This is a genomic window from Planotetraspora sp. A-T 1434 (assembly GCF_025420585.1).
GTDB lineage: Bacteria > Actinomycetota > Actinomycetes > Streptosporangiales > Streptosporangiaceae > JAOEGB01.
Genome location: NZ_JAOEGB010000005.1, coordinates 1 through 25,112 on the forward strand (window position 1 = coordinate 1; position 25,112 = coordinate 25,112).

Consider the following 25,112-nt stretch of genomic DNA (forward strand, 5'->3'; position numbering starts at 1 on the left):
GCACTCCCACTACCCCGGCCACTCCGCCGGCGGAGCTTGATGCTGATCTCCCGCTGCCCAGCACGTTCGAACACGCACCGGTCTGGATGGAGGAGGGAGCACCGCAGCCGACGCCCGCCGGACAGCCGTCGGCCGGACAGCTATCGGGCGAACAGCCGCCGTATGCCGACCAACCCCCGCCTGATGACACCACGCTCGATGTGCCGCCCTTCTGATGCCTCGCCCGATGCCGGGCGCTGCGTCCTGTCCGTCGTGCCGAACTTCCGGACGGACCGGGCACTGGGCAGCAGGTTCCGTCGCCCGGACGCGCTGCCCCAGTCTTGCAGTGTGGGTCTTACTGCGCGGGCGTGGCGGCAGGAAACACTGCGATTAAGTGTTGAGAGATAGCCCGGTGCCTTAATGGTTCGAATTAATCCAAATCGCCGTAAGCCGTACCCCACAAGGAGCGCGCGGGCCGTGAATTTACGTTTGGGTGCCACAAAAAGTTGTGACACCCGGCGCGGGTGCCGAGGGACCTGCCATGCTGGACATGCCGAGATTCCGCTGGTCAGCAGACGAGAAAGGGGCGGTCATGGCCGCTCAGCATTATTGCGCCGACACCGACGACGGCTACCATCTCGACGATCCCTCGCCGGAGGCGCTCGTCGTATTGATCAGCGAATTAAACCATACCGACAATACGTTTATGGCGGTTCAACCGGACGGCGATGACCCGCCTTGGTCTGTCTCGGTGTCACTACGCGAAGACGACACCTATGAAATCGAACGGCGCGAGGGACCGGGACAGGAGCCCCACCAGACGACCCACACGAACGGCGGAGCCACCGCCGAGGAGCTCCTTTCCTGGCTGGCCGCCCGGACGCACGCCTGACCACTGGCGACGGCGCAACGAACCCCCAACCGCTGCGACGGCGCAAGGAAGAGAGCCCAAGGCGAGGCGCCGGCCCTCACGTCAGCGGGCCGGCCCCTGACTGAGGGGGACGCCGCCGCCCGTCTGGATCCACGTCTTGGCGGGCACGGGCGATGGCGGTGGCGAGCAGTCCGTCGGCGACCAGCCAGCGGCCGGCGAGCAGGTCCGTGCCCATGCGGGCGTCGGTCACCAGGAGCCGGGCGGTGAACCGGCCCGAGGTGCCGATGTCCACCGATGCCTCGGAGAACTCGAGCCACCGCCCCGTGACCGGGAACCACGCCTTGTAGACCGACTCCTTGGCGCTGAACAGGATCCTGTCCCAGCACACCCCCGGCTCCGCGTTTTGGAGCAGGCGCAGGGCGACGATCTCCTCGGGGCGGGCGATCGCCTCCAGCACGCCGGACGGCAGCGGCCCGTGGGGCTCCGCGTCGATGCCCAAAGTGGCCGCGTCCCGCTCCGCCGCGACGGCGGCCGCGCGATAACCGGCGCAGTGCGTGATGCTGCCGATCGTGCCCGGAGGCCAAAGCGGCGCTCCGCGCTCGCCCCGCGGGATCGGCCCCGGAGACACCCCGAGGCGGGCCAGGGCCCGCCGCGCGCAGTGCCGCCCGGTGACGAACTCCCCGCGCCGGACCGCCACCGCGTTCGCGATCAACTCCTCCTCTTCGGGGAACAGCGTCGCGTCCGGCACGTCGCCGAACTCCTCCGCCGTCACCACCCAGGACGGAAGGATCTTCTCGATCACGCCTCGCCCCGGGCGTCCCGGCGAGGGGACAGTACGGCACGCGGCTTGGACGGCCCGGCCTGGCGGATGCGCCACTCCCTGGGGTAGCCGAGGGACACCTCCTCGAACCGGACGCCGTCGTGCCACGTCGTCCTCGGGATGTGCAGGTGCCCGTAGACGACCGCCGCCGCGCGGAAGCGAATGTGCCAGTCGGCGGTGCGCTCGGTGCCGCACCACATGGCGAACTCGGGGTGACGGAGGATCCGCGTCGGCTCGCGTACGAGGGGATAGTGGTTGACCAGCACGGTGGGCATTTCGAGGGCGGCGAGGCGACGCTCGGTCTGCGCGACTCTCGCCTCGCACCACGCCTCCCGGGACGGGTACGGGTCCGGGTGCAGGACGAACTCGTCCGAGCACACGATCCCCGTGCCGTGCGCGTACTCCAGGCCCTCCTCCTTCGTGGAGCTGCCCTGCGGAAGGAAGCTGTAGTCGTACAGGAGGAACAGCGGGGCGACGGCGACCGGCCCGTCCGGTCCGTCCCATACCGGGTAGGGATCCTCGGGCGTCGCCACGCCCAGATCGCGGCAGATCCGCACGAGATGCTCGTACCGCGCCACGCCGCGCAGGCGCACCGGGTCGTCCGCCGTGGTCCACAGCTCGTGGTTGCCGGGCGACCAGATGACCTTCGCGTAGCGCTCCGCGAGGGTGCCGAGCGCCCACTCGACGGCGGCCGGCGTCTCCGCGACGTCGCCCGCGACGATCAGCCAGTCGCCGGCCTCGTCGGGCTCCAGCTTGGAGACGATCTCGCGGTTCTCCCGGTAGCCGACGTGCAGGTCGCTGATGCCGTACAGCGTGCTCATGAACCGGCCCGGAGAGACGTGCGGATCACGTCCCTGACGGCGGTCTCGTGGTCGCCCAGGAAGAAGTGGCCGCCGGGGAAGACGCGCAGGTCGAACGGGCCGGTCGTGTGCTCCCGCCAGGCGCGCGCCTCCTCGAGCGTGGTGAGCGGGTCGGCGTCGCCCACGAGGGCGACGATGGGGCAGGTGAGTCCCGGCCCCTCGGCGTACCTGTAGGTCTCGATCGCCGTGTAGTCGGCGCGCACAGCCGGCAGGATCAACTCCAGCATCTCCTCATCCATCAGCACGGCGCTCTCGGTGCCCTGCAGCGCGTTGAGCTCCTTCATCACCTGGGCGTCGGCCCGCAGGTGAACGTCCTCGTGCCGCGTCCTGGACGGCGCCCGCCTCCCGGAGGCGAACAGCGCCGTCACGCCGTCGAACCGCCGGGCGATCTCGAACGCCACGATCGCTCCCATGCTGTGCCCGAAGAACGCCACAGGCAACCCCTGAGACGCGTCAGGCCCTGAGGGTGAGAGATGCCGCAGGGCCTCCGCCGCCTGGCCGCACAGCGTCGCGAGGTCCGTGACCAGTGGTTCCTTGCGGCGGTCCTGGCGGCCCGGATACTGGAGTGCCAGCACCTCCACGTGGGGCGACAGCGCGGCCGACAGGGAGTAGTAGGCGCTGGCCGATCCTCCGGCGTGCGGAAAGCACACCAGCCGCGCCGCGCCCTCCCGCGCGGGGTGGAAGCGCCGGATCCAGACGTCGGCAAGCGTGGTCACCGCGGGTTCCTCCTGCTCGTGCTGACGTTGACCGTCCGGGCTGACGGTCCGGTACGACTACTGCCCACTCAGAGCGGGATGTTGCCATGGATCCCGCGCGCCGGCGGAGCGGAGTGGAAGGCCTCCACCAGCCGTCGCCGGGTGGACGGGGGATCGATGACCTCGTCGATGACGCCGAGCGCCAGCCCGCGCCCGACGCCGCCCGCGAGCCGCCGATGCTCCTCGATCAGCGCCGCCCGCAACGTCTCGCGTTCCTCCTCGGGAGCCGCCGCCAGCTTCTTGCGGTGCAGCACCCCGACCGCCGCCTCCGCGGCCATCACCGCGACCTCGGCCTCCGGCCACGCCAGGACCGTCGTCGCGCCCAGCGACCGGGAGTTCATGGCGATGTACGCCCCGCCGTACGACTTGCGGGTGACGAGTGTGACCCGGGGCACGACCGCCTCACCGAACGCGTGCAGCAGCTTGGCGCCTCGCCGTACGACACCGTCCCACTCCTGGCCGACGCCGGGCAGATATCCCGGGACGTCCACGATCACGAGCAGCGGAACTCCGAATGAGTCGCACATCCGGACGAAACGGGCCGCCTTCTCGGCGCTGAGGGAGTCGAGGCAGCCGCCCTTGCGCAGTGGGTTGTTCGCCAGCACCCCGACGGACCGGCCGGCGAGCCGCCCCAGCCCGATCACCATGTTCGGCGCCCACTTCGGCTGGAACTCCTCGAACGCGTCGCCCCCCGGGTCGAGGACCCGGCGGATCAGCGGCCGCACGTCGTAGGCGCGTCGCGGCTGCTCGGGAAGCAATGTGCGGATGTCCGGATCGTCGTCCCGGCAGGCGGCGAGGTCGAACGACCCCTGGCGGGCCAGCAGGCCGGTGATGCGGCGGGCCCGCAGGTACGCCTCGGCCTCCGTGGCCGTCACCACGTGGACGACCCCGGACTTCCGGGAGTGCACCTCGGCCCCGCCCAGGCCCTCCATGTCGATCTGCTCGCCCGTCACCGCACGCACCACGTCGGGTCCGGTGACGAAGACCCGCCCGGCCTCGGACATGATCACGACGTCGGTGAGCGCGGGCCCGTAGGCCGCCGCGCCCGCGGCCGGGCCGAGAACGACGGAGATCTGCGGGATCCGGCCCGAGGCGCGGATCATGGCGGCGAACATCCTGCCGACGCCGTCCATCGACTCCACGCCGTCCGCCAGTCGCGCCCCGCCCGAGTGCCACAGGCCGACCACCGGGCAGCGCCGCCGGACCGCCAGGTCGATGGCCTCCACGATGTGGAGGCTGCCCCGCGCGCCGAGCGCCCCTCCCATGGAGGTCGCGTCGGTGCAGTAGGCCACCACCCGCTCGCCGCCGATCCGGCCGCGCACGGCGGTGACGCCGCTGCCGTCCGGCACGTGCAGGGCGACCAGGGTGCCTTCGTCGAGGAGCTGCGAGAGCCGTACCAGAGGCGAGCGGTGATCGGCCTCCTCCGGCTCCCGGGCCGGTGTCGTCGTGATCGTGGGGGTGGTCGGGGTCATCGTCAGCTCCCGTTCTGGATGTCGCCGGTCAGGTGCGTGCGCAGGTGCTTCACCCGCAGCGCCGAGCCGGTCCGCCGCCTGGGTGCCGAGGTCAGGCCGTGGGCGTGGGCGCCGGTGACGACGCTGAGGGGGGTGGGGGCTTGTGGCCGGTGGCGTGGCCGGGTGGCGATGGTGGAACGGCCGGTCGGCAGGGTCTGGGTGGCGAGGGCGGTGACGGTCTGCGCGACGGCGTGGAAGGCGTCCGGCATCCCGTCAGTCTGGGGCGAGTGGAAGGCGTGGCTCACCTTCAAAACAGTCGTCTTGCGGCCGAGGGCGCGATCTCGCGCTCCGGGTTGGTCAGCACGGACAGCGCGGCTCCCGTACGACGCCGCCCGTTCCCGAGACGATATGTGCCCATAGAACAAATTGAAGGGCCACAGCGGGGATTGTCAACAATGCCTACCGATTTAGAGGGTATTTGCCCCCTCCGGGGGTGGCGGCGCCGACGACCGGTGGCCGCGACCGTTCCGATGTCAAGTGGTCCGACCTTTAGGGCTGACGACCGCCGGGAACCGCCCCCTTGACGATCTCTCTATTTGTTAAGGATCCTATCTATCGATCGTGACCACCGTGCACTTTGGGAGCCGGGGCACTCCTGGAGAGAACGAGCACCACTAGGAGACTGAGCACATTGAGCATCCGACCCACGCGACGCGGTTTCCTCGCGACCACCGGCCTGGTCGCTGGAGCCGCGGTCCTCGGAGGACGAGCGACCGCCGCGGCGGCCCGCACCACCAGCCTGTCGAGGACGCAGGTGATCGCCGACACCCGCCGGGCCGCCGACTACTGGCTGACCCGGACGCCTCAGTACAACAACGACAACAACTGGCAAAACGCTACGTTCCACAGCGGAAACATGGCGCTCTTCAAGCTGACCCAGGACGCGAAGTACCGCGACTTCAGCAAGGCGTGGGCCGAGTTCCACAACTACCAGCTGATGGCGGACAGCAGCACCGCGCCGTTCCACGCCGACCACGAGGCGGCCGGGCAGGTCTACCTGGACCTGTACGCGCTGGACCCGCAGCCGCAGTTCATCGACGCGACCGTCAGCCGGATCAGCGCCCAGATCGCCAGCGGCAGAACCGACTACTGGTGGTGGGTGGACGCGCTGCACATGGCCATGCCGGTCTTCGCCCGGCTCGGCGTCCTGAAGAACAGCACGCAGCACCTCGACTACCTGTACTCCAGCTACACCTACACCAAGTCGCAGACCAGCAAGCGCACCGGGCTCTGGAACCCGAACCAGCGCCTGTGGTGGCGTGACAACAACTACGTCCGCAGTTCGACCTACTGGTCGCGGGGCAACGGCTGGTCTATCGCCGCCCACGCCAAGGTCCTCGCCGCCCTCCCGTCCACCGCGGCCCACTACAGCGAGTACGCCGACAACCTGAAGAGCATGGCGGCGGCGCTCAAGCCGCTCCAGCGCGCGGACGGCTTCTGGAACGCCAGCCTGACCGACCCGGTCAACTACGCCGGCCCCGAGACCAGCGGCACCGCCTTCTTCACGTACGGCCTGGCCTACGGGATCAACCGCGGGCTGCTGGACGCCGCAACCTACCTGCCCGTGGTGGAGCGGGCCTGGCAGGGCCTGGTGTCCATCGCGCTGCGCAGTGACGGCCTGCTCGGTTACGTCCAGGGACCGGGCGCGAAGCCGAGCGACAACTATCCCTGGTCGGCCACGAGCACCTACTCCTACGGGGTGGGCGCCTTCCTCCTGGCCGGCACGGAGGTCGCCGCCCTCGCCGTCTGATGTTCAGTCGCGGGCGCCGCGCCGTACCGTCACGACGCACAGGGCGGCGCCCGCCGACAGCAGCGCGGCGAAACCGATCAGCGTGGGCTGGAGACCTACGTGATCGGCTACGACGCTGAACAGGATGACCGGCAGGCCCATCCCGACGTAGGCGACGACGAAGAACACCGCCAGCACACCCGCCCGCGAGGCGGGGACGGCTACCCAGGAGGCGTGGCCGACGCCGCCCTTGAACAGCAGCCCCCCGCCCGCGCCGGTCACGGCCGTCGAGACCAGGTACAGCCACAGGGCGGGGTGGGAGAGCGAGACGGCGATCAGGGCCAGGCCGAGGGGGAAGAGAGCCGTGCCGGCCGCCAGGATCCGGCGAGTCGGGGCCCGGCCCATGGAGATCTGTGCCGCCGCGGCGGCGCCGAACATCAGAAACCCCGCGAAGCCGCTCACGAACGGCGACGTTATGCCGAGCCGGCCCCGGATCATCACGGCCCCGAGCGACGCGACCAGGGCGAACCCCGCGAACACGGCGAACCCCAGACCACCGGCGGCGGCGAAGACGCCGCCACCTCCCGGCCGAACGAGGAACCGGGCGGGCCGGGCGAGGTTCCGCGCCCCGGCGTCCACGGTCTCCGGACTGGCCAGCACCAGTACCAGGGAGACGGCCATGGCGGCGGCGAAGGCCACCTGGGTGAGGACCAACGGCTGGGGCGCCCACTGGGCGATGATCCCGGCCACCAGGGGGCCGAGAGCCAAGCCGCCCAGGTTGGCGGCGGTCGCGACGATCCCCGGCACGGGAGAGACCGGCCGCCCCTCCTCGCGCGGGTTGGCCCTGCCGTACAGGTCGGACAGGTAGGTCGTCGCGGTGGACGCCATCAGGCCGACTCCCACACCGGTCAGCAGCCGTCCGGCGAGCAGGCCGGGCAGGTCCGGCCAGGCGATCAGCACGAGCGCGGCGAGGATGGCCGTCAGCAGGGCCGGCACGATGACGCGGCGCCGCCCGTGGCGGTCCGACAGGTGTCCCAGGCCGAGGAAGCTCGCCGCCGCGCCGACGACGAGCAGCGCGAAGGCCACCGTGCCGGTCGTCGGGCCGAAGCCGTCGCGGGCGCCGTAGAGCGGCCACAGGGGAGTGGGGGCCGTGCCGAACCCCATCTGCGCGGTGAACGCCACGGCGGCGAACCAGAAGCCGGTGCGATGGGAGGCGCGCGCCCGGCGGGAGTCCGGCGGACCGGCGGCGAGGGAGACAGCGGGGGAGACAGCGGGGGAGACAGTGGGGGAGGCGGCGGGGGAAACAGGAGGCACGACTGATCCGATCGTGGTGGCGCAGATTTCTTCAGTCCCAGCGTGATCCCCGGAGACCGATCACGTCCAACGACCGTTCGTGCTGGCCTCAATCGTCATCGGTGATAATCGGGCCTATGGAGCTGCGCCATCTGGAGTATTTCGTTGCGGTAGCGGAGGAGCTGAACTTCACCCGGGCGTCCCGGCGACTGCACGTCGTGCAGTCCGGGGTGTCGGCGGCCATCCGCTCCTTGGAGCGGGAATTGGGCGTCACGCTGTTCGACCGCACCTCCCAGCGGGTGGCGCTCTCGGACGCCGGCGCGGCCCTCCTGCCCGAGGCCCGCGCCACCCTTGACGCGGCGCGGGCAGCCCGCGAGGCGGTCCAGGTCGCGGACGGTGGCCTGCGCGGCACGATCTCCATCGGGACGATGACCTCGGCCGGCATCGTCGACCTGCCCGGGATGCTCGGCCGTTTCCACGCCGACCATCCTGGGGTGACGATTCGCCTGCGCGTCGCCCCCAGCGGCTCGTCCGGGCTCGCCCAGGCCCTCGCCGTGGGTGAGCTCGACGTGGCGTTCCTGTCGCTCCCCGGCCCGCGGCCCGCCGGCCTGACCGTACGGGAGCTCGCGTCGGTCCCGGTCGTGCTCGTGGTGCGCGCCGACCACCCCCTCGCCGGGGAGCGGGACGTGCCGCTCGCCCGGCTGGCCGAGGAGGAGTTCATCGACTTCCCGCCCGGCTACGGCAACCGCACCGTGGTGGACCGCGCGTTCGCCATGGCCGGGTTGGAGCGCCGCGTGACGCTGGAGGTCACTGACCTCGCCAGCGCGTCCGGGTTCGTACGGCACGGCCTCGGTGTGGCCTTCCTGCCGGACTTCATCGCGCCCCAGGATCCGGGCCTCGCCGTGCTCTGGACCTCCGACGCCACGCTGACGTGGTCGCTGTGCGTGGCGACCTCCTCGACGAGGCGGCCGAGTGCGGCCGTCCGCGCGCTGCTGGAAGGGGTGGACCATCATGTGGTCATGACGGCAGCAGCAGGACAATACGCGGCACAATAGACGCCCGGTGCGACTTGGATTTGGACGTGGGAGGGCTGGGCGTGGGAGGGCTGGGCGTGGGAGGGCTGGGCGTGGGAGGGGTGGGCGTGGCGGCGGGCGCGGGGATCGACGTCGAGCGGGTGCGGGCCGACACGGCCGGATGCGAACACGTCGCCCACTTCAACAACGCGGGCTCCTCGCTGCCGCCCCGCCAGGTCACCGATGCCGTCGTGGAGCACCTCCGGCTGGAAGAGCGGATGGGGGGATACGAGGCGGCCGCCGCGCGGCGCGACCTGATCGAGCACGCCTACGACGCGCTCGCCCGCCTGATCGGCGCCGGCCGCGACGAGATCGCCGTGGTGGAGAACGCCACCGTCGCGTGGGACATGGCCTTCTACTCCCTGCCGTGGCGGCCGGGAGACCGCATCCTCACGGCCCGTGCCGAGTACGCCAGCAACGTCATCCCGTTCCTGCAGATCGCCCGCCGCCACGGCGTGCGGGTCGACGTCGTGCCCGACGACGAGACGGGCCAGTTATCCGTCGACGCGCTGCGGCGGATGCTGGACGAGACGGTGAAGCTGATCGCCGTGACCCACGTGCCGACCCAGGGCGGCCTCGTCAACCCGGCCGCCGAGATCGGGAAGGTCGCCCGCGAGGCCGGGGTGACCTATCTGCTGGACGCCTGCCAGTCGGTCGGCCAGCTGCGCGTCGACGTGGGCGAGATCGGCTGCGACCTGCTTTCCGCGACCGGGCGCAAGTTTCTCCGCGGCCCGCGCGGCACCGGGTTCCTCTACTGCTCCCGCCGCGTCCTGCGGAGCCTGGAGCCGCCCTTCCTGGACATGCACTCCGCCACCTGGGACTCCGCGGACTCCTACAGCATCAGGGACGACGCGCGGCGCTTCGAAAACTGGGAGACCTACCAGGCCGGCAAGATCGGCCTCGGGGTGGCCGCGGACTACGCCCTCGACCTGGGCCTGGACTCCATCGAGGAGCGTGTCACCGGGCTCGGTGAGGAGCTGCGGCGGCGGCTCGCCGCGCTGCCCGGCGTGACCGTCCACGACACGGGAGCGCGGCGGTGCGGGATCGTCACGTTCACGGTCGCCGGTCACGACAGCCAGGAGATCGCCGGGCGGCTCGCCGCCGAGGGAATCAACGTGTCGGTCTCCAGCGCCTCCTCCGCGCGCTGGGACTTCGAGTCGCGGGGGCTGCCCTCACTGGTGCGCGCCTCGGTCCACTACTACAACACCGAGGACGAGCTGGACCGGCTCTGCGCCGCGCTCCCGAAGACCGCGTAGCGGATCTCGGAGGTCCGGGCGCCGTCCTCACCGGTCAGCCACAGGTCGTCCGGCCGGGCAGCATCTCGCTCAGCGTCACGCAGGCGGCCCCGTCGCCTCCGGCGTCCCCCCGCGGTTTGGGAAGAACGGCCCGGCGTCCAGAGGCGGCGTCTCCCCGAGAGCCAGCCGAGCGGCGATCAGGCCCGTGTACGGCCCGGCGGTCAGGCCGTACGCGCTGAGTCCCGTGGCGACGACCACCCTGTCGGCGAGGTGGCCGATCAGCGGCAGGCCGTCCGCGGTCACGGGACGGAAGCCCACCCGCGTCTCGACCAGGGCGGCGGAGGCCAGGCCGGGGGCGAGCGCCACGCCGGTCGCCAGCACCTCGCCGAGGCCGCCGGCCGTCACCCGCGCGTCGAACCCGGCGTCCTCCACGGTCGCTCCGAGCACCACCCGCGACCCCGGGAAACCCAGCAGGTACGGCCCGCGCCGGGGCAGCACGATCGGCCAGCCCGCGGTCTCGGCCCCAGCCAGCTCGGCGTGCGCGATCTGGCCGCGCCGGGGCACGACCGGCACCTCGAGCCCGAGCGGGCGGCACAGCTCGCCCGTCCACGCCCCGGCCGCCACCACGACCACGTCCGCGCCGAGCGGCGAGTCGTCGACCAGCAGCCCGCCCGGGGGCGTGAAGGCGGCCGTACCCGAGAGCACTCGCGTGCCGTGCCGTACGGCGGCGCGCAGCAGGGCGTCGCGGACCACGCGCCCGTCGACCCGGGCGGGACCGTCGAGGTGGAGGGCGGCCACGTCGGGGCGGAGCGGCGGGAACAGCTCGGCGGGCCGGTCGACCGGGGAGATCGTCCCCATATCGGGCGCGGCCGCCCGCCTGCTCTTCAGCAGCGTCTCCACCGGGGCCAGCTCGGCCGGGTCGTCGGCCACGAGCAGCGCGCCGACGCGGGCGTGGCTGACGTCGTGCTCGCCGTCCGCGCCCAGCAGTTCCAGGAGCGGCGGGTAGTAGCGGGCGCCCTCGAGCGCCAGCCGGTACCAGTCGTCGGCTCCCTCGTGGTCGACCCACGGGCAGATGATCCCGGCTCCGGCGCCGGTCGCCTGCCCGGTGTCCGCTCCGTCGACGACGGTCACGGCGACGCCCCGGAGGCTCAGGTGGTAGGCGGCGCTCGCTCCGACGATGCCGCTCCCGATCACGACGGCGCGATGGTCCCCGGACGCGGGTGTCGAGTGCATGCCTGAATCGTCCCAATCTTTGATTTGGCCGGTCCCTACCAGACCAGTGGCAGGGTCTCCGGAGAGCGGTGGATGAGCGTGGGCAGCATGACGACCGGCTGCGCTGTGTCGAGGCGCAGGCCCGGCAGCCGCCGCGTGAGGACCTCCAGCGTGATCCGCACCTGCTCGCGGGCGAGCTGCGCGCCGGGGCAGGCGTGGACCCCGTGCCCGAACGCCACATGCCGGGACGGCTGCCGGGTGATGTCGAACTCGTCGGGCCGCTCGTGCCGCCGCCCGTCGCGGTTGGCCGAGCCGTACGCGACCAGGACGGTGGTGCCCTGGGGGAGGTCGGTCCCGGCGAGCGCGACGGGGCGGGTGGTCACGCGGCGGAACGCCTGAACCGCAGCGTCGAACCGGGCGGCCTCCTCCACGGCGGCCGGGATGAGGCCGGGACGCTCGCAGAGCAGCTCCCACTGCGCCCGGTCGCGCAGCAGGTGGAGCACGGCCGTCCCGATCAGGGCGGTGGTCGTCAGATGCCCGGCGAGAAGCAGGTTCTGGAGGTTCGACACCAGCTCCCGCCGCTGGTCCATGCTCAGCTCCCGGGACGGCTCGGGCGAGCCGGGGGCGAGCCCCCGCACCATCTCGCCGGTCAGGTCGTCGCGCGGGTCCGCCGCGCGCCGCCGGACGTATCCGTCGATCATGTGCTGCAGGGCCACCACGTCACGGGCCGCCGCGATTTGCTCTTCCGCGCCGAGCGGGCGGAACAGCAGCTCCTCCGCGCGGTAACCGGCGTCGATCGCGGTGGGCACGTCGCCGGTCGCCAGGCCGAGCAGGTGGCCGATGACCTCGCCCGGCAGCCTCCTGGCGTACGCGCCCATCAGCTCGACCCGGCCCTCGGACGCGAACGACTCGACGAGCGCCTCGGCGCGCTCGGTGACGAACGGGATCGCGGCGGCCACGCGGGAGGGGGACAGGCCGCGTGTGAGCGGCGCCCGGTACCGCTGGTGCGCCTCGCCGTCCGAGGTCACCACGGTGGGGAAGCCGCCGATGCCCGCGGACAGCTCGGCCAGCACGGCCGGCGCCGGGGGGATCTCGATCGGCAGCGCGTTCGCCGAGGAGAAGTCCTCCGGCCTGCGCAGCACCTCACGGACGTCGGCGTCGCGGCTGACCAGCCAGGCGTCGAGCTCGGGGACGAACGTCAGCCCCGGCGTCTCCCGCGCTCTCGCGTAGGCGGGGTAGGGGTCGCGGCGCAGGGCGTCCCGCCGCGCCTGATCCTCGGGTGCGCGATCCATGGCATCGCCTCCGTTTCGAAGATCTCTCCATGCTGTACGAAACGGCAGCCCCGCGCGACGGGTGTCTCAGGGCCGGTTTTCGGTGATCGGCCACCCCTACGGCGTTTCGCGCGGGGGACCGGCGGCTCCGGCACGTTCAATGGATTCGCCATGTTCTCGCAGGTCACAAGCAGGTCAGTGCGGCATGGCTGTCGGTATTGAACTCGGTATGGCCACTCGGGGTCATGCCGCCACACACGATTTCGGGGGAGTCGTCATGCTCGATCAGGCGCGGGGTGTCTCGGTGCTGGTGGGCCGGGTCATCGTTGGGGTGATCTTCATCGTCCACGGCTGGACGAAGGTCACCAGCACCGGGCTGCCGGGGGTGTCGGCGCACTTCCAGGCCGCCGGGATCCCGGCGGCCGGGGTCGCCGGGCCAGGGATCGCGATCCTGGAACTGGTGGGAGGGCCCGCCCTCATCGTCGGCGCGGCGCTGCCGCTGTTCGGCGGCCTGCTCGCGCTCACCATGGTCGGCGCGATCGTGTTCGTGCACGGCTCCCACGGGTTCAGCAACCAGGGCGGCGGTTACGAGTACGTCCTGGCGCTGGCGGGGGCGTGTGTCATGCTCGCCTTCAGTGGCGGCGGGGCCCTCGCCGTCGATGGCCTCTGGCGGCGGCGCGCGGCCGCCACGGCGGGGCCGTCCGGTTCGGGCATGCCTGGTGCGGGGTCTCCGGAGAGCCTGCCCGACGCCGGCTCGCCGGAGGGGCTGCCGGAGCGGGGAGCCGCGGTGCCGGTGAGCGGATCGGCCGGGGGCTCGTCCTCCGGGCGGCGCGAAGATCTGCCAGAATAACTGGCTGGCCGGTCGAAAATCGCACGGGGGCCAGCCACAGGGGAGGAGCCGGACATGCCGCGTCCCAGTGTGGAGGTCGAGCGCCGGGAGCAGATCCTGCGGGGCGCGTGCGCGGTCATCGCCGACAAGGGGCTCCGCTCGCTCCGGGTCGCCGACGTGGCCAAGGAGGCCGGCATGAGCCACGGCACGGTGCATTACTACTTCGCCACCAAGCGCGACCTCGTCAACGCCGCGTTCGAGTTCAACTTCGAGTGCTCGATCGAGCGGCGGCGGCCCATCCTGACCGCCCATGAGGATCCCCGTGAGCGGCTCCGCGCCTTTCTCGGCTCCTACCTGCCGGAGGACGCGGAGACCCGGCAGGCCTGGCGGGTCTGGATCGAGCTGTGGGGAGAGGCCCTGCGCGACCCGGACCTGCAGGAGCTCAACGAACGCGTGTACGGCGACTGGCGCCGGGTCGTCGCGGGGATCGTCCGCGACGGCCAGGACCGGGGCCAGCTCCACGGAGGCGATCCCGTCACCATCGCCAACGTGCTCATCGGCATGATCGACGGGCTCGCCATCCAGGTCATGCTCGGCTCGCGGAACATGCCCGCCGGACGCATGCGCGCCGTCGTCGACGCGTTCGTCCGCGAGCTCGAAACCGCCTGACGGCAACCTTCCGTTTCACCCTAATTCGGTCGCCCTTAACCGTTGACAGCCGCGAGTGGCGCACGCCACACTCCCATAAATAACTGACCCGCCAGTCAATTATGGAGGCGGCATGTGGGCAGGTAGGGGACGAGCGGCCGTGTCCGCGTGCGCGCTGATCGCGCTGGCCGGCTGCGGCGGTTCCGGCGGCGACGCGAAGGAACTCACCGTCGTCATGTGGGGTGGCGACGACCAGCAGAAGGCGGTCTCGGCCTACGTCGAGCCGTGGGGCAAGGAGCAGGGCGTCAAGATCAAGCAGGATTCCCCCACCGACTACGCGAAGTTCCGCGCGCAGGTCGAGGCCAAGAAGGTGAGCTGGGGCGTCGTCGAGGTCGAGCCCAACTTCGCCGTCACCGCCTGCAAGAGCGGCTGGGCGCTCAAGATCGACAAAGCCAAGATCGACACGTCGAAGCTCGACCAGAAGCTCGTGGGCGACTGCGCGGTGCCGACCCTGCAGTACGCCTTCACCATCGGCTACAACACGACGGTGTTCAGCGCCCAGAACCACCCGAAGACCTGGGCCGAGTTCTTCGACACCAAGCGCTTCCCCGGCAAGCGCGGCTTCTGGAAGTACGCCACGGGGGCCATGTTCGAGGCCGCGCTCCTCGCGGACGGCGTCCCGGCCGACAAGCTGTACCCGCTCGACATCGACCGCGCCTTCCGCAAGCTCGACACGATCAAGAAGGACATCGTCTTCTACGAGACCGGCGAGCAGCAGCAGCAACTCGTCTCCAGCGGCGAGACCCCGCTGATCCAGGCATGGAACGGCCGGATCTTCGCGGCGGCCAAGGAGGGCAAGCCGGTCGCCAACGAGTGGAACCAGCACCTGCTGTCCTACGACCAGCTGGTCATCCCCGCCGGATACAAGCGGGCCGACCTCGCCCAGCAGTGGCTGAACTGGTTCCTCAACAACCCCAAGGCGCAGGCGATCTATACCAACCACAGCGCCTACGCCCCCGCCAGCGACGCGGCGCTGGACTACGTGAACCCCGATGTCCGCAAGGAGATCCCCACGAGCCCGGAGAACGCGCCGAAGCGTGCCGCGATCATCGACTACTCGTACTGGGCCGACAACTACGACAAGGTCAGCGAGCGGCTGAACGAGTGGATGGCCCAGTGACCGCCGAGGCGGCGACCGCGGAACCCGCGGCCCCGGCGGTCCGGCGCGGACTCCCGCGCCTCGACCGGTGGGGGCTGCTGGTCCTGCCTCTGGTGGGATTCCTGCTCGCGGTGCTCGTGTGGCCGCTCACGGCCGTCCTGCTGCGCAGCTTCACCGATCCCGAGCCCGGCGTGGAGAACTACCTCGCGTTCTTCCACTCCCCGGTCTACCTCGACGTGCTGGTCAACACGTTCGTCACGGCCGGGCTGGTCACGCTCGTCACGCTGCTGCTCGGCTTCCCCTACTCCTACCTGATGACGCTGGCCTCGCCGTTCTGGCGGGGGGTGCTCATGCTCGCGGTGCTGGTGCCGTTCTGGACGAGCCTGCTCGTGCGCACCTTCGCGTGGGTGCTGATCCTGCGCGACACCGGCGTCGTCAACGAGTTGCTCCCCGGCCCGCCCGTGCCGCTGCTGCGGAACCTGCCCGGCGTGCTGATCGGCATGGTCCAGGTCATGCTGCCGTTCGCGGTGCTCCCGATGTACGCGGCCATGCGCGGCATCGACCGCCGCCTGCTGCAGGCGGCCGAGGGCCTCGGCGCCCGCCCGGCGTTCGCGTTCTGGCGGATCTACGCGCCGCTGGCCGTGCCCGGCGTCGCGGCCTCGGCCCTGCTGGTCTTCGTCTCCAGCCTCGGCTTCTACGTGACGCCCGCGCTGCTCGGCGGCCCCAAGAACATCATGATCGGCGAGCTCATCGTGCAGCAGCTCTCCGGCGTGCTGCGGTGGGGCTTCGCCTCCGCGCTCGCGGTCATCCTGCTGGTGGTCACGGGCGGGCTGCTCATGCTGATGTCGCGTCTGGTCGATCTCCGGCGGCTGCTCGGAGGCGCGCGATGAGCGGCATGGCGAGCAGGCGGCTCGTGCGGGCGTCCCTCGGGGCCCTTGCCGTGCTCACCGGTCTCTACCTCGTGCTGCCGGTCTTCATCGTGATCCCGATGTCGTTCTCCGACAGCGCGTTCCTGGAGTTCCCGCCCAAGGCGTGGTCGTGGCGGTGGTACGAGAACTTCCTGGGAGACGAGACCTGGGTCTCCAGCCTGGTGTCCAGCGTTCAGGTGGGCGTGCTCGTCACCCTGTGCGCCGTCGTCCTCGGCACGGCCGCGGCGCTCGGCATGATCCGCGGCCGCTACCCGCTGAAGGCCCTCGTCTCCGCTCTGGTGATGGCTCCCGTGCTGGTGCCGTACGTCATCATCGGCCTGGCCGTCTACGCTGTCTTCCTGGACCTCGGGCTGACCGAGACGCTGCTCGGCTTCGTGCTGGTGCACACCGCGCTGGCCGTGCCGTACGTCGTGATCACGGTGTCGTCGGCGCTGATGTCCTTCGACCGGCGGCTGGAGAACGCGGCGATGAGCCTCGGCGCCGGGCCGATCGTCACGTTCGCCCGGGTGACGCTGCCGGTGATCCTGCCGAGCGTCCTCAGCGGCGCGGTGTTCGCGTTCGTCACCTCCTTCGACGAGGTGGTCACGAGCGTCTTCCTGTCCGGGCCCGACTTCACGACCCTGCCCGTCCAGATGTGGTCGGGCGTGCGGGTCCGCATCGACCCGACGGTGGCGGCCGTGTCGAGCATGTTGTTGCTCGTCACGCTGGCCCTGTTCGCCGTGGCCGGGCTGGCCCGCCTGGCCCGCCGCGTGAGAGCCGGCGGCGCGAAAGAACGGAGAAGCAGTTGAGTGACGGCGGATCGGTCGACGTCCGGGGCGTCGTCAAGCGCTACAGGGACACCCTCGCCCTCGACGACGTGACGCTGCACGTGCCGGGCGGCGAGTTCGTCACCCTGCTCGGCGCGAGCGGCTCGGGCAAGTCGACCCTCCTCGGCGTGATCGCCGGGTTCACCGAGCCGACCTCGGGCAGCGTGGCCGTGGACGGCCGGGACATCACCAAGGTCCCGCCGTACCGGCGCGGCCTCGGCATGGTGTTCCAGCACTACGCGCTGTTCCCGCACATGACGGTGTGGGACAACGTGGCCTTCCCGCTGCGCCGCAGGCGCGTGCGGGGCGACGAGCTGCGCACCCGCGTCGAGCAGGCGCTCGAGGTCGTCGGGCTCGGGGCGCTGGCCAAGAGGCTCCCGGCGCAGCTGTCCGGAGGGCAGCAGCAGCGGGTCGCGCTGGCCAGGGCCATCGTGTTCCGGCCGCGGGTGCTGCTCATGGACGAGCCGCTCAGCGCGCTGGACAAGCGGCTGCGCGAGCAGTTGCAGTTGGAGATGAAAAGACTGCACCGGGAGCTCGGCATCACGTTCGTCTTCGTGACGCACGACCAGGAGGAGGCCCTCACCATGTCCGACCGGATCGCGCTGCTGCGAGACGGCCGGATCGTGCAGGCCGGCACCCCCGAGGAGCTGTACGAGCGGCCCTCCAGCCGCTACACCGCCGAGTTCCTCGGCGAGTCCAACCTCTTCCCCGGCCGCGACGCCGGCACCGTCCTGGTCGTAAGGCCCGAGCACCTCGGGGTCCTCCCGCAGGGCGAGAGCCTGCCCCAGGACCACGAGGCGTACGACTGCGACGTCCGCGAGGTCGTCTATCTCGGCAGCGGCCTGCGGGTCGAGGTCGAGCTGCGCTCCGGTCAGCGCGTCGTGGCCCGCACGGCGGCGCGCGGGCCGCACGTCCCCAAGCCCGGGGATTCCGCGATCGTGCACTGGCATCCCGAGACGTCCGTCGTGGTGTCCGATGATGAATGAGAGGGAGTACCGCATGCCGCGTCCCGTCCGTGACGCCCTGCAGCTCACGTCCGACCAGCTGGACTTCGTCGAGCTGGCCCGCGAGTTCGCGATGCGCGAGATCCGCCCGAGGGCGCGCGACGTCGACGAGGCCGACCACGAGTCGCCCCTGGACCTGTGGGCGAGGGCGGCCAAGATGGGCTTCACCTCGTTCATGCTGCCCTCCGAGTATGGCGGCGGAGGAGTGACCGACCTGGTGACCCAGGCGCTGGTGACCGAGGAGCTGTGCTACGGCGACATCGGCATCGGCAACCTGCTGACCTCGAACGGGTTCTTCGCCGGGCCGGTGGAGGCGCTCGGCACCGAGGAACAGCGCCGGCGCTGGCTAACCCCGCTGTGCGGCGAGGAGCCGCCGCTGACGGCGCTCGCGGTGACCGAGCCCGACGTCGGCTCGGACGCCGCCGCCCTCCAGACCCGGGCCGTCCGAGACGGCGACGAGTACGTGCTGAGCGGCACCAAGACGTGGATCTCGAACGCGCCCTACGCCAAGTGGTTCGTCGTGTTCGCGACGGTCGACCCCTCCCTGCGCTCGCGCGGCGTCACCGCCTTCGTCGTCGACCGCGACACCCCCGGCCTGTCGGTCGGGCGGCCGATCCCGAAGATGGGCCAGCGGGCGATCGTCAGCGCCGAGGTAGTCCTCGACCAGGTCCGGGTCCCCGCCGAGAACCGGCTGGGCGAGGAGGGTCAGGGCTTCTACGGCATGATGCGGACCTTCGACGCCTCCCGCATCCTGATCGGCGCGGCGGCGACCGGGCTCGCGCGGGCCGCGCTGGACACCGCCCTCGCCTACGCCAGGGAGCGCCGCCAGTTCGGCGTGCCGATCATCGAGCACCAGGCGGTCGCGTTCCGGCTCGCCGAGATGGCCGCCAAGGTCGACGCGTCGCACCTGCTCACCATGCGCGCCGCCGCCCTGCACGACTCGGGCGAGCCCGCCACGGAGGAGGCGGCGATCGCCAAGCTCACGGCCTCGGACAACGCCATGTGGTGCACCTGGGCAGCCGTCCAGACGCACGGCGGCTGGGGCTACTCCCGCGAGTTCCTTGTCGAGAAGTGGATGCGGGACGCCAAGCTGGAGGAGATCGAGGAGGGCACCTCGGACATCCAGCGGCTCATCATCTCCCGCTCGCTGGCCCGCTCAATGGCCGGGTCCGCATGAGTCTCGGGGTCTTCGCCGACCCGCGGTCCGTCGCGGTGATCGGCGCCTCGGCCGACCCGGCCAAGTGGGGTCACTGGCTGGCCAGGGGAGCGCTCCGCGGGGCGCACCGCCGTACGGTCCACCTGGTGAGCCGGTCGGGCGCGGTCGTGGACGGCGTCGCGAGCCGGCCCAGCCTGAGCGACCTGCCGGACACGCCCGAGCTGGCCGTGCTCTGCGTGCCGCCCTCCTCGATCGAGCAGGTCATGGGGGAGGGGCTGGAGCTCGGCGTGCGGGGCTTTCTCGCCATCACCGCCGGAACCGAGGATGCCAGGCTGGCGGCCCGGGTCCAGGCGGCGGGCGCGCGCCTCGTCGGGCCCAACTGCCTCGGCATCTACGACGCCGCGACCGCGCTGGAGCTGGCCTGGGGCAACTTCACCCCCGGCTCGCTCGGCATCGTCTCCCAGTCCGGGCAGCTCGGGCTGGAGCTGGCCGGTCTGGCGGGCGAGGCCGGCATCGGGGTCTCCCGGTTCGTGTCGGTCGGAAACCAGGCCGACGTCTCCGCGGCGGAGATCCTGGCCGACCTGGCGTCCCACGACCTCACCAGGGTCGTGGTCGTCTATCTGGAGAGCTTCGGCGGGTCCTCTACAGCGGGCCGGGCCCTGCTGGGAACGCTCCAGACGCTGCGGGAGCGCGGCAAGCCGGTCGTGGTCCTCACCGTCGGGGCGAGCGAGGCGAGCCGGGCCGCGGCGCGCTCCCACACCGGGGCGCTGACCGCGTCGTCCGACGTGGTGGAGGCCGCGTGCCGGGCCGCCGGGGCGATCCTCGCCGAGACGCCGGCGCAGGCGGTGGACCTCGCGCAGATGCTGCTCGACGGAGCCCGTCCCGTCGGCAGGCGGGTCGCGGTCGTGGGGGACAGCGGCGGCCAGGGCGCCCTGGCCGCCGACACGCTGGCCCGGGCGGGGCTGGAGGTCCCGCGGCTCTCGGACGCCACGGTCGCCGCGCTCGGCCGCACGCTCCCCGAGGGCGCGGGAGCCCGCAACCCCGTCGATCTCGCCGGGGCGGGCGAGCGCGACCTGACCAGCTACGCGACGCTCGTCTCCACGCTGCTCGCCAGCGGCGAGGTGGACGCCGTGCTGCTGACCGGCTACTTCGGCTCGTACGGCCAGGACGCCCCCAGCCTGGCCGCCGCCGAGCACCGGGTGATCGGGATGCTCGGCGACGCCGGGCGGGCGGCCGGGCTCCCCGTGGTGGTGCACACCATGGGCCTGGACAACCCCGCCGTGACGGCGCTGCGCGAGCAGGGCATGCCGACCTACCACACGATCGACGCGGCCGGCCGGTCGCTCGGCCTCGCCACCGAGCTCGCCCTCCGCGCGCCGCGCCTCATGGGGACCCCGCCGCAGGTGACAGAGGGCGCGCCCAGCGGTTATCTGGCGGCGCGGGCGCTCCTCGGCGAGTACGGCGTGGCCTACCCCGCCGCGGTCGCCGTCCGCGACCGCGACGACGTGCTCGCCGCCCCCCTGCGCCCGCCGTACGTGCTCAAGGCCGCCTGGCTGGAGCACAAGACCGAGGCGGCCGGAGTCGTCGTGGGCCTGGCCGGGGCGGCCGAGGCCGCCGAAGCCCTCGGCGCGATGACCGCCCGGCTGGGAGCCGGGGAGTACGTCCTGGAGGAGATGGACAACCGGCCGCACGTGGCCGAGCTCATCGTGGGCGCCCGGCGGGACCCGTCCTTCGGCCCCGTCGTCATGGTGGGCGCGGGGGGCGTCAACGCCGAGGTCTACCGGGACGTCGCGGTGGAGCTGGCCCCCGTCACGGAGGAGGTGGCGATGGACATGCTCCGGCGGTTGCGTATCCTGCCCCTGCTCACCGGCTGGCGAGGACGCCCGGCGGTGTCCCTGGAAGGCGCCGCGGCGGTGGTGGCCGCGGTCTCGCGGCTGGTCGCCCAGCGGCCAGGCATCGAGGAGTGCGAGATCAATCCCTTGCGGGTCGGCCCCGGCGGGGCCCTGGCCGTGGACGCGCTGGTGGTGTCCCGATGAACGATTCGAAGAAGGACGTGGTGACCGGCGGAGAGGCCCTGGCCCGGGCGCTGGCCGAGCACGGCGTCGACACGGTCTTCGGCATCCCCGGCACCCACAACCTGCCGATCTACCGGCACCTCCCGGCGTACGGCATGCGGCATGTGGGCATGCGGCACGAGCAGGGCGCCGGATACGCCGCCGACGGCTACGCCAGGCTCACCGGGCGGCCGGGCGTCTGCCTGGTCACCTCCGGGCCCGCCACGCTGAACGCGGCCGCCGCGATCGGGCAGGCGTACTCCGACTCGGTGCCGGTCCTGCTGCTGTCGCCTGGGATGCCGCTGCGCAACCCCGGCCGGGGACGCGGCGTGCTGCACGAGACCAAGGACCAGCGGGCCGCGATGGACGCGATCGCCGCCTACAGCCACCGGGTCACGAGCGTGGCCGAGATCCCGGTCGCGGTGGCGCAGGCGTTCGCCGCGATGACCTCGGGACGGCCCCGCCCGGTCCACATCGAGGTCCCGCTGGACGTGCTGGAGGAGCTGGACGCCGCTCCGCCCGTGGGCCCGCTCGGCATCGCCACACCCACCCCGAGGGACGCGGACCTGGACGCGGCGGCGCGGCGGCTCGCGGCGGCGCGCCGTCCGGTGATCCTGGCGGGAGGCGGCGCGCGGGGCGCCTCGCGCGAGCTGCGCGCGGTGGCCGAGCGGCTCGGCGCTCCCGTGGCCACGACCGCCAACGGCAAGGGCGTGCTGTGGGACAACCACCCCCTGGCGCTCGGCGCGGGCCTCCACCTGCGCGCCGTCGCCGACCTGGTGGAACAGGCCGACGCCGTCCTGGTCGTCGGCAGCGAGCTGGCGCCGTCCGACCTGTGGAACGGCCCCCTGCCCCTGGAGGGCCGGCTGGTCCGGATCGACGTGGACCCGGCGCAGATCGTCACGAACGCGGCCCCGGAGATCGCGATCGTCGGGGACGCGGCCCTGGCCCTGCGGGGCCTGTTCGACCGGCTCGACCCGCGTGACGAGGCACAGGACTGCGGGGAGTGGCGGCGGCGCAAGCGGGCCGAGTCCCGGGCCGAGGGCCGGGCCTGGCTGGAGATCGTCGACGCCCTGGCCTCCGCCCTGCCCCGGGACGCCGTCGTGGCCGCCGACAGCGCCATGGTCTGCTATTACGGCGCGCTGGCCAACCTGCCCGCCTACCGCCCCGGCGCGTTCCTCTACCCCACGGGGTACGGCACGCTCGGCTACGGCCTGCCGGCGGCCGTGGGCGCCAAGATCGGCAGCCCGGACACGCCGGTCCTCGCGCTGCTCGGCGACGGCGGCGTGATGTTCACCGTGGCCGAGCTCGCGGCGGCCGCGTCGCTCGGCCTGCCGCTTCCCGTGGTCGTCGTGGACAACGGGGGCTACGGCGAGATCCGCGACGAGATGGTCGGGCGCGGCGATCCCGTCCAGGCGGTCGAGCTGCCGTCGCCCGACTTCGCGGCGCTCGCGGAGGCCCTCGGCTGCCGGGGCGTCCGCACCACGGCGGGGAAGCTCGCGGACGCGGTGACGGACGCGTTCGCTGCGGACCGCCCGACCCTGATCCATGTTCCGACGATGAATTTGGAGGTGCGGTGAACCTGCTGGAGATCACCTGGACCGACCCGGTCACCGAGCGACGGGGCTACGTGGTGATCCACAGCCTGGTCCGCGGCATCGCGAGCGGTGGGTTGCGACTCCGGGCGGGCTGCACGCTCGACGAGGTCGCCGGGCTGGCCAGGGGCATGGCGCTCAAGGAGGCCCTGGTCTACGACCCGGCCGACCGCTACATCCCGCTCGGCGGCGCCAAGGGCGGCATCGACATCGGCTCGGACGACCCTGAGGCGCCCGCCGTGCTGGGCCGGTTCCTGACCGCCGTGCTGCCCGTCCTGCGCGCCCAGTGGAACACGGGCGAGGACTTCGGCCTCAGCCAGGACCTGCTCGACCGGCTCATGGCCGAGCTCGGCCTGCCGTCCACGATCGAGCCCGTGTTCGCCCTGCTCGACGACGCCGACGCGGCGCGGGAACGGCTGCGCGAGGCGTTCGCGGTCATGGTCGACGGGGTGCCGCTGGCCGACCTGGTGGGCGGCTTCGGAGTGGCGGACGCCTGCGTCGTGGCGGCGGAGCGGCTCGGCATCGAGGCCAAGGACGCCACCGCCGTGGTGCAGGGGTTCGGCACGATCGGCGGCGCGGCGGCGCGCTACCTGTCGCAGGCGGGCGTGCGGGTCGTCGCCGTGGCCGACCGGCTTGGTCTGGTGAGCGATCCCGAGGGCCTCGACGTCGAGGCCATGCTCGCGGCCCGCGACCGCTCCGGGGTGATCGACCGCTCCAGCCTGCCGTCCGGCGCGCGGACCGGCGGCGACTGGCTCGACGTCCCCGCCGACATCCTCGTGCCGTGCGCCATGTCCTACGTGCTCCCCGACGCGGCTCCCGTGCGGGCCCGGGTCGTGGTCGAGGGGGCCAACATGCCGACGCTGCCCTCGGCCGAGGCGGACCTGTTCGCCCGCGGCGTCCCCGTCGTGCCGGACTTCCTGGCCAACGTCATGACGAACGCCTGGTGGTGGTGGGTCGTCTTCGGGGACATCGCCCCGACGGCCCCCGAGTCGTTCGCCAAGATCTCCCGGACGACGCGCCGCCTGCTCGGCACGGTCTGGGACGACGCCGCCGGAAGGGGAGTCCCCCTGCGCGCCGCCGCGCTCGACCTCGCCGAGCGGAACGCCTCCGCGATCGCGTCGAGGTACGCGTGAAGGACGCCCTGGCCGCCCGCCTCGACGCCGCCGCCCCCCACGCCGTACGGCTGAGCCGCCTCATCCACGGCCATCCGGAGCTGGGCTTCGAGGAGCACCGGGCGGCGGCGTGGACGGCGGAGCCGCTCGCCGACGCCGGGTTCGACGTGTCCGTCGGCGCGTTCTCCCTGCCCACCTCGCTCCTCGCGACGTACGGCACGGGCGAGCGGGTGATCACGCTCTGCGCCGAGTACGACGCGCTGCCGGACATCGGGCACGCCTGCGGGCACAACCTGATCGCGGGAGTCGCCGTGGCCGCCGCACTGGCCCTGGCGCCGCTCGCCGACGACCTCGGGATCACCGTGCGGGTCCTCGGCACCCCGGCCGAGGAGACCGGCGGCGGCAAGGTCCTGATGCTGTCGCGCGGGGCGTTCGACGGGAGCGACGTCGTGCTGATGGCGCATCCGGGGCCCTACGACTGCGTGCGGCCGCGGTTCGTCGCCTGCGGTGGGCTGACCGTGCGATATCAGGGCCGGGCGGCGCACGCCGCGCTCAACCCCCACGACGGGGTGAACGCCGCCGACGCGCTGACCGTGGCCCAGGTGGCCATCGGCCTGCTGCGTCAGCACATGGGGCCGGGCGAGTTCGTGCACGGCGTGACCACGGCGGCGGGGTCGGCCCCGAACGTGGTCCCCGACCTCGCCTCGGCCGTCTACAACGTCCGCGCCCCCGACCTCGCCCGGCTGTCGGCCCTGACGGACCGGGTGAGCGCCTGCTTCGAGGCCGGGGCGCTGGCGACCGGCGCCCAGGTGACCGTCTCGCCCGATGCCGTGGTCTACGCCGAGTTGCGGTCGGACGCGGAGCTGGCCCGGCGGTACGAGGACAACTGGCCGGGGCCGCTGCCGCCGCGCGGCGAGGTCTTCGGGTCCACGGACTTCGGCAACGTCTCGCAGGTGCTGCCCGCCCTGCACCCGATCTTCTCGATCGGGCGGGCGGTGGCCAACCACCATCCCGGCTTCACGGCGGCGGCCGGCACGCCCGAGGCCGAGCGCGCCATGCTGGCGGCCGCGCGGGCCCTGGCCTGGTCGGTCGCGGACCTGGCCGCCCCGGCCCCCGAGACCGGGCCCGGCCCCGGGCGAGCGTGACCTTACGGGGGGCCGACAGGGGCGGCTCCTCCGGGACCCCCGCGAGTGACGTGCGGCCCATCATCCCCG

Annotated in this window: 23 protein-coding genes and 1 pseudogene; 16 read left to right on the forward strand and 8 right to left on the reverse strand. The window is 72.4% G+C overall.

What is annotated here, in order from left to right; genetic code table 11:
- Nucleotides 1-215: pseudogene (locus N5079_RS08105) on the forward strand (hypothetical protein); the annotation flags it as partial.
- A gap of 305 nt (nt 216-520) precedes the next feature.
- Nucleotides 521-871, forward strand: coding sequence for a hypothetical protein (locus N5079_RS08110; RefSeq protein WP_261582969.1), 351 nt, complete (start codon nt 521-523; stop codon nt 869-871).
- A gap of 76 nt (nt 872-947) precedes the next feature.
- On the opposite strand, the gene N5079_RS08115 is transcribed toward N5079_RS08110, so the two are convergent.
- The 5 genes from N5079_RS08115 to N5079_RS08135 form a co-directional block, all read right to left on the reverse strand.
- A complete protein-coding gene (locus tag N5079_RS08115) occupies nt 948-1,652 on the reverse strand; it encodes a 4'-phosphopantetheinyl transferase (RefSeq protein WP_261582970.1) in 705 nt (234 codons plus the stop codon).
- Complete coding sequence (locus N5079_RS08120; protein ID WP_261582971.1) at nt 1,649-2,491, reverse strand: metallophosphoesterase family protein; 843 nt, start codon at nt 2,489-2,491, stop codon at nt 1,649-1,651. Before N5079_RS08120 ends, N5079_RS08115 begins: the two co-directional genes overlap by 4 nt.
- Nucleotides 2,488-3,246, reverse strand: coding sequence for a thioesterase II family protein (locus N5079_RS08125; RefSeq protein ID WP_261582972.1), 759 nt, complete (start codon nt 3,244-3,246; stop codon nt 2,488-2,490). Before N5079_RS08125 ends, N5079_RS08120 begins: the two co-directional genes overlap by 4 nt.
- Before the next feature lie 68 nt (nt 3,247-3,314).
- Nucleotides 3,315-4,757, reverse strand: coding sequence for an acyl-CoA carboxylase subunit beta (locus N5079_RS08130; protein ID WP_261582973.1), 1,443 nt, complete (start codon nt 4,755-4,757; stop codon nt 3,315-3,317).
- 2 nt (nt 4,758-4,759) lie between these two features.
- Nucleotides 4,760-5,005 (reverse strand): hypothetical protein, encoded by a 246-nt coding sequence (locus tag N5079_RS08135; RefSeq protein WP_261582974.1) that lies wholly within the window; start codon nt 5,003-5,005, stop codon nt 4,760-4,762.
- 422 nt (nt 5,006-5,427) lie between these two features.
- Here N5079_RS08135 and N5079_RS08140 point away from each other — a divergent pair, with 422 nt between their 5' ends.
- Nucleotides 5,428-6,546: a glycoside hydrolase family 88 protein gene (locus tag N5079_RS08140; RefSeq protein WP_261582975.1), complete on the forward strand. Its 1,119-nt coding sequence runs from the start codon at nt 5,428-5,430 to the stop codon at nt 6,544-6,546.
- Between the two features lie 3 nt (nt 6,547-6,549).
- Here the strand turns inward: N5079_RS08140 and N5079_RS08145 are convergent, their stop codons facing one another.
- Nucleotides 6,550-7,839, reverse strand: coding sequence for an MFS transporter (locus N5079_RS08145; protein WP_261582976.1), 1,290 nt, complete (start codon nt 7,837-7,839; stop codon nt 6,550-6,552).
- A gap of 116 nt (nt 7,840-7,955) precedes the next feature.
- Between N5079_RS08145 and N5079_RS08150 the strand changes: the two genes are divergently transcribed.
- The gene (locus tag N5079_RS08150) at nt 7,956-8,873 is read left to right on the forward strand and encodes a LysR family transcriptional regulator (protein ID WP_261582977.1); all 918 of its coding nucleotides are present in this window, start codon (nt 7,956-7,958) and stop codon (nt 8,871-8,873) included.
- Nucleotides 8,874-8,899: 26 nt separating this feature from the next.
- The gene (locus N5079_RS08155) at nt 8,900-10,147 is read left to right on the forward strand and encodes an aminotransferase class V-fold PLP-dependent enzyme (RefSeq protein WP_315967797.1); all 1,248 of its coding nucleotides are present in this window, start codon (nt 8,900-8,902) and stop codon (nt 10,145-10,147) included.
- A gap of 75 nt (nt 10,148-10,222) precedes the next feature.
- On the opposite strand, the gene N5079_RS08160 is transcribed toward N5079_RS08155, so the two are convergent.
- Nucleotides 10,223-11,359 carry an NAD(P)/FAD-dependent oxidoreductase gene (locus N5079_RS08160; protein ID WP_261582978.1) on the reverse strand — a complete coding sequence of 379 codons (1,137 nt, stop codon included), beginning with the start codon at nt 11,357-11,359 and terminating at the stop codon, nt 10,223-10,225.
- A gap of 35 nt (nt 11,360-11,394) precedes the next feature.
- Nucleotides 11,395-12,630: a cytochrome P450 gene (locus N5079_RS08165; protein ID WP_261582979.1), complete on the reverse strand. Its 1,236-nt coding sequence runs from the start codon at nt 12,628-12,630 to the stop codon at nt 11,395-11,397.
- 256 nt (nt 12,631-12,886) lie between these two features.
- Here N5079_RS08165 and N5079_RS08170 point away from each other — a divergent pair, with 256 nt between their 5' ends.
- The 11 genes from N5079_RS08170 (at nt 12,887) to N5079_RS08220 (ending at nt 25,043) form a co-directional block, all read left to right on the forward strand.
- A complete protein-coding gene (locus tag N5079_RS08170) occupies nt 12,887-13,459 on the forward strand; it encodes a DoxX family protein (protein WP_261582980.1) in 573 nt (190 codons plus the stop codon).
- A 54-nt stretch (nt 13,460-13,513) separates the two neighbouring features.
- Nucleotides 13,514-14,107 (forward strand): TetR/AcrR family transcriptional regulator, encoded by a 594-nt coding sequence (locus tag N5079_RS08175; RefSeq protein ID WP_261582981.1) that lies wholly within the window; start codon nt 13,514-13,516, stop codon nt 14,105-14,107.
- A gap of 112 nt (nt 14,108-14,219) precedes the next feature.
- Nucleotides 14,220-15,266, forward strand: a complete 1,047-nt coding sequence (locus N5079_RS08180; protein WP_261582982.1) for an ABC transporter substrate-binding protein — start codon at nt 14,220-14,222, stop codon at nt 15,264-15,266.
- Nucleotides 15,263-16,135, forward strand: a complete 873-nt coding sequence (locus tag N5079_RS08185; RefSeq protein WP_261582983.1) for an ABC transporter permease — start codon at nt 15,263-15,265, stop codon at nt 16,133-16,135. The genes N5079_RS08180 and N5079_RS08185 overlap by 4 nt, the downstream gene beginning before the upstream one ends.
- Nucleotides 16,132-16,962 (forward strand): ABC transporter permease, encoded by an 831-nt coding sequence (locus N5079_RS08190; RefSeq protein WP_261582984.1) that lies wholly within the window; start codon nt 16,132-16,134, stop codon nt 16,960-16,962. Before N5079_RS08185 ends, N5079_RS08190 begins: the two co-directional genes overlap by 4 nt.
- Nucleotides 16,959-17,966 (forward strand): ABC transporter ATP-binding protein, encoded by a 1,008-nt coding sequence (locus N5079_RS08195; protein ID WP_261582985.1) that lies wholly within the window; start codon nt 16,959-16,961, stop codon nt 17,964-17,966. Before N5079_RS08190 ends, N5079_RS08195 begins: the two co-directional genes overlap by 4 nt.
- 13 nt (nt 17,967-17,979) lie before the next feature.
- Nucleotides 17,980-19,161 (forward strand): acyl-CoA dehydrogenase family protein, encoded by a 1,182-nt coding sequence (locus tag N5079_RS08200; protein WP_261582986.1) that lies wholly within the window; start codon nt 17,980-17,982, stop codon nt 19,159-19,161.
- On the forward strand, nt 19,158-21,176 hold the full coding sequence (locus tag N5079_RS08205; RefSeq protein ID WP_261582987.1) for an acetate--CoA ligase family protein: 2,019 nt from the start codon (nt 19,158-19,160) through the stop codon (nt 21,174-21,176). The genes N5079_RS08200 and N5079_RS08205 overlap by 4 nt, the downstream gene beginning before the upstream one ends.
- On the forward strand, nt 21,173-22,771 hold the full coding sequence (locus tag N5079_RS08210) for a 5-guanidino-2-oxopentanoate decarboxylase (RefSeq protein WP_261582988.1): 1,599 nt from the start codon (nt 21,173-21,175) through the stop codon (nt 22,769-22,771). The genes N5079_RS08205 and N5079_RS08210 overlap by 4 nt, the downstream gene beginning before the upstream one ends.
- Nucleotides 22,768-23,919, forward strand: coding sequence for a Glu/Leu/Phe/Val family dehydrogenase (locus N5079_RS08215; protein ID WP_261582989.1), 1,152 nt, complete (start codon nt 22,768-22,770; stop codon nt 23,917-23,919). The genes N5079_RS08210 and N5079_RS08215 overlap by 4 nt, the downstream gene beginning before the upstream one ends.
- Nucleotides 23,916-25,043 carry a M20 family metallopeptidase gene (locus N5079_RS08220; RefSeq protein ID WP_261582990.1) on the forward strand — a complete coding sequence of 376 codons (1,128 nt, stop codon included), beginning with the start codon at nt 23,916-23,918 and terminating at the stop codon, nt 25,041-25,043. Before N5079_RS08215 ends, N5079_RS08220 begins: the two co-directional genes overlap by 4 nt.
- The last annotated feature ends 69 nt before the right edge of the window (nt 25,044-25,112 follow it).

Coding starts and splice junctions, on each gene's coding strand:
- N5079_RS08165 (WP_261582979.1), bottom strand. CDS start 12,630: ATGGATCGCGCACCCGAGGATCAGGCGCGGCGGGACGCCCTGCGCCGC.
- N5079_RS08135 (WP_261582974.1), bottom strand. CDS start 5,005: ATGCCGGACGCCTTCCACGCCGTCGCGCAGACCGTCACCGCCCTCGCC.
- N5079_RS08190 (WP_261582984.1), top strand. CDS start 16,132: ATGAGCGGCATGGCGAGCAGGCGGCTCGTGCGGGCGTCCCTCGGGGCC.
- N5079_RS08210 (WP_261582988.1), top strand. CDS start 21,173: ATGAACGATTCGAAGAAGGACGTGGTGACCGGCGGAGAGGCCCTGGCC.
- N5079_RS08130 (WP_261582973.1), bottom strand. CDS start 4,757: ATGACCCCGACCACCCCCACGATCACGACGACACCGGCCCGGGAGCCG.
- N5079_RS08150 (WP_261582977.1), top strand. CDS start 7,956: ATGGAGCTGCGCCATCTGGAGTATTTCGTTGCGGTAGCGGAGGAGCTG.
- N5079_RS08170 (WP_261582980.1), top strand. CDS start 12,887: ATGCTCGATCAGGCGCGGGGTGTCTCGGTGCTGGTGGGCCGGGTCATC.
- N5079_RS08160 (WP_261582978.1), bottom strand. CDS start 11,359: ATGCACTCGACACCCGCGTCCGGGGACCATCGCGCCGTCGTGATCGGG.
- N5079_RS08175 (WP_261582981.1), top strand. CDS start 13,514: ATGCCGCGTCCCAGTGTGGAGGTCGAGCGCCGGGAGCAGATCCTGCGG.
- N5079_RS08205 (WP_261582987.1), top strand. CDS start 19,158: ATGAGTCTCGGGGTCTTCGCCGACCCGCGGTCCGTCGCGGTGATCGGC.
- N5079_RS08120 (WP_261582971.1), bottom strand. CDS start 2,491: ATGAGCACGCTGTACGGCATCAGCGACCTGCACGTCGGCTACCGGGAG.
- N5079_RS08110 (WP_261582969.1), top strand. CDS start 521: ATGCTGGACATGCCGAGATTCCGCTGGTCAGCAGACGAGAAAGGGGCG.
- N5079_RS08200 (WP_261582986.1), top strand. CDS start 17,980: ATGCCGCGTCCCGTCCGTGACGCCCTGCAGCTCACGTCCGACCAGCTG.
- N5079_RS08180 (WP_261582982.1), top strand. CDS start 14,220: ATGTGGGCAGGTAGGGGACGAGCGGCCGTGTCCGCGTGCGCGCTGATC.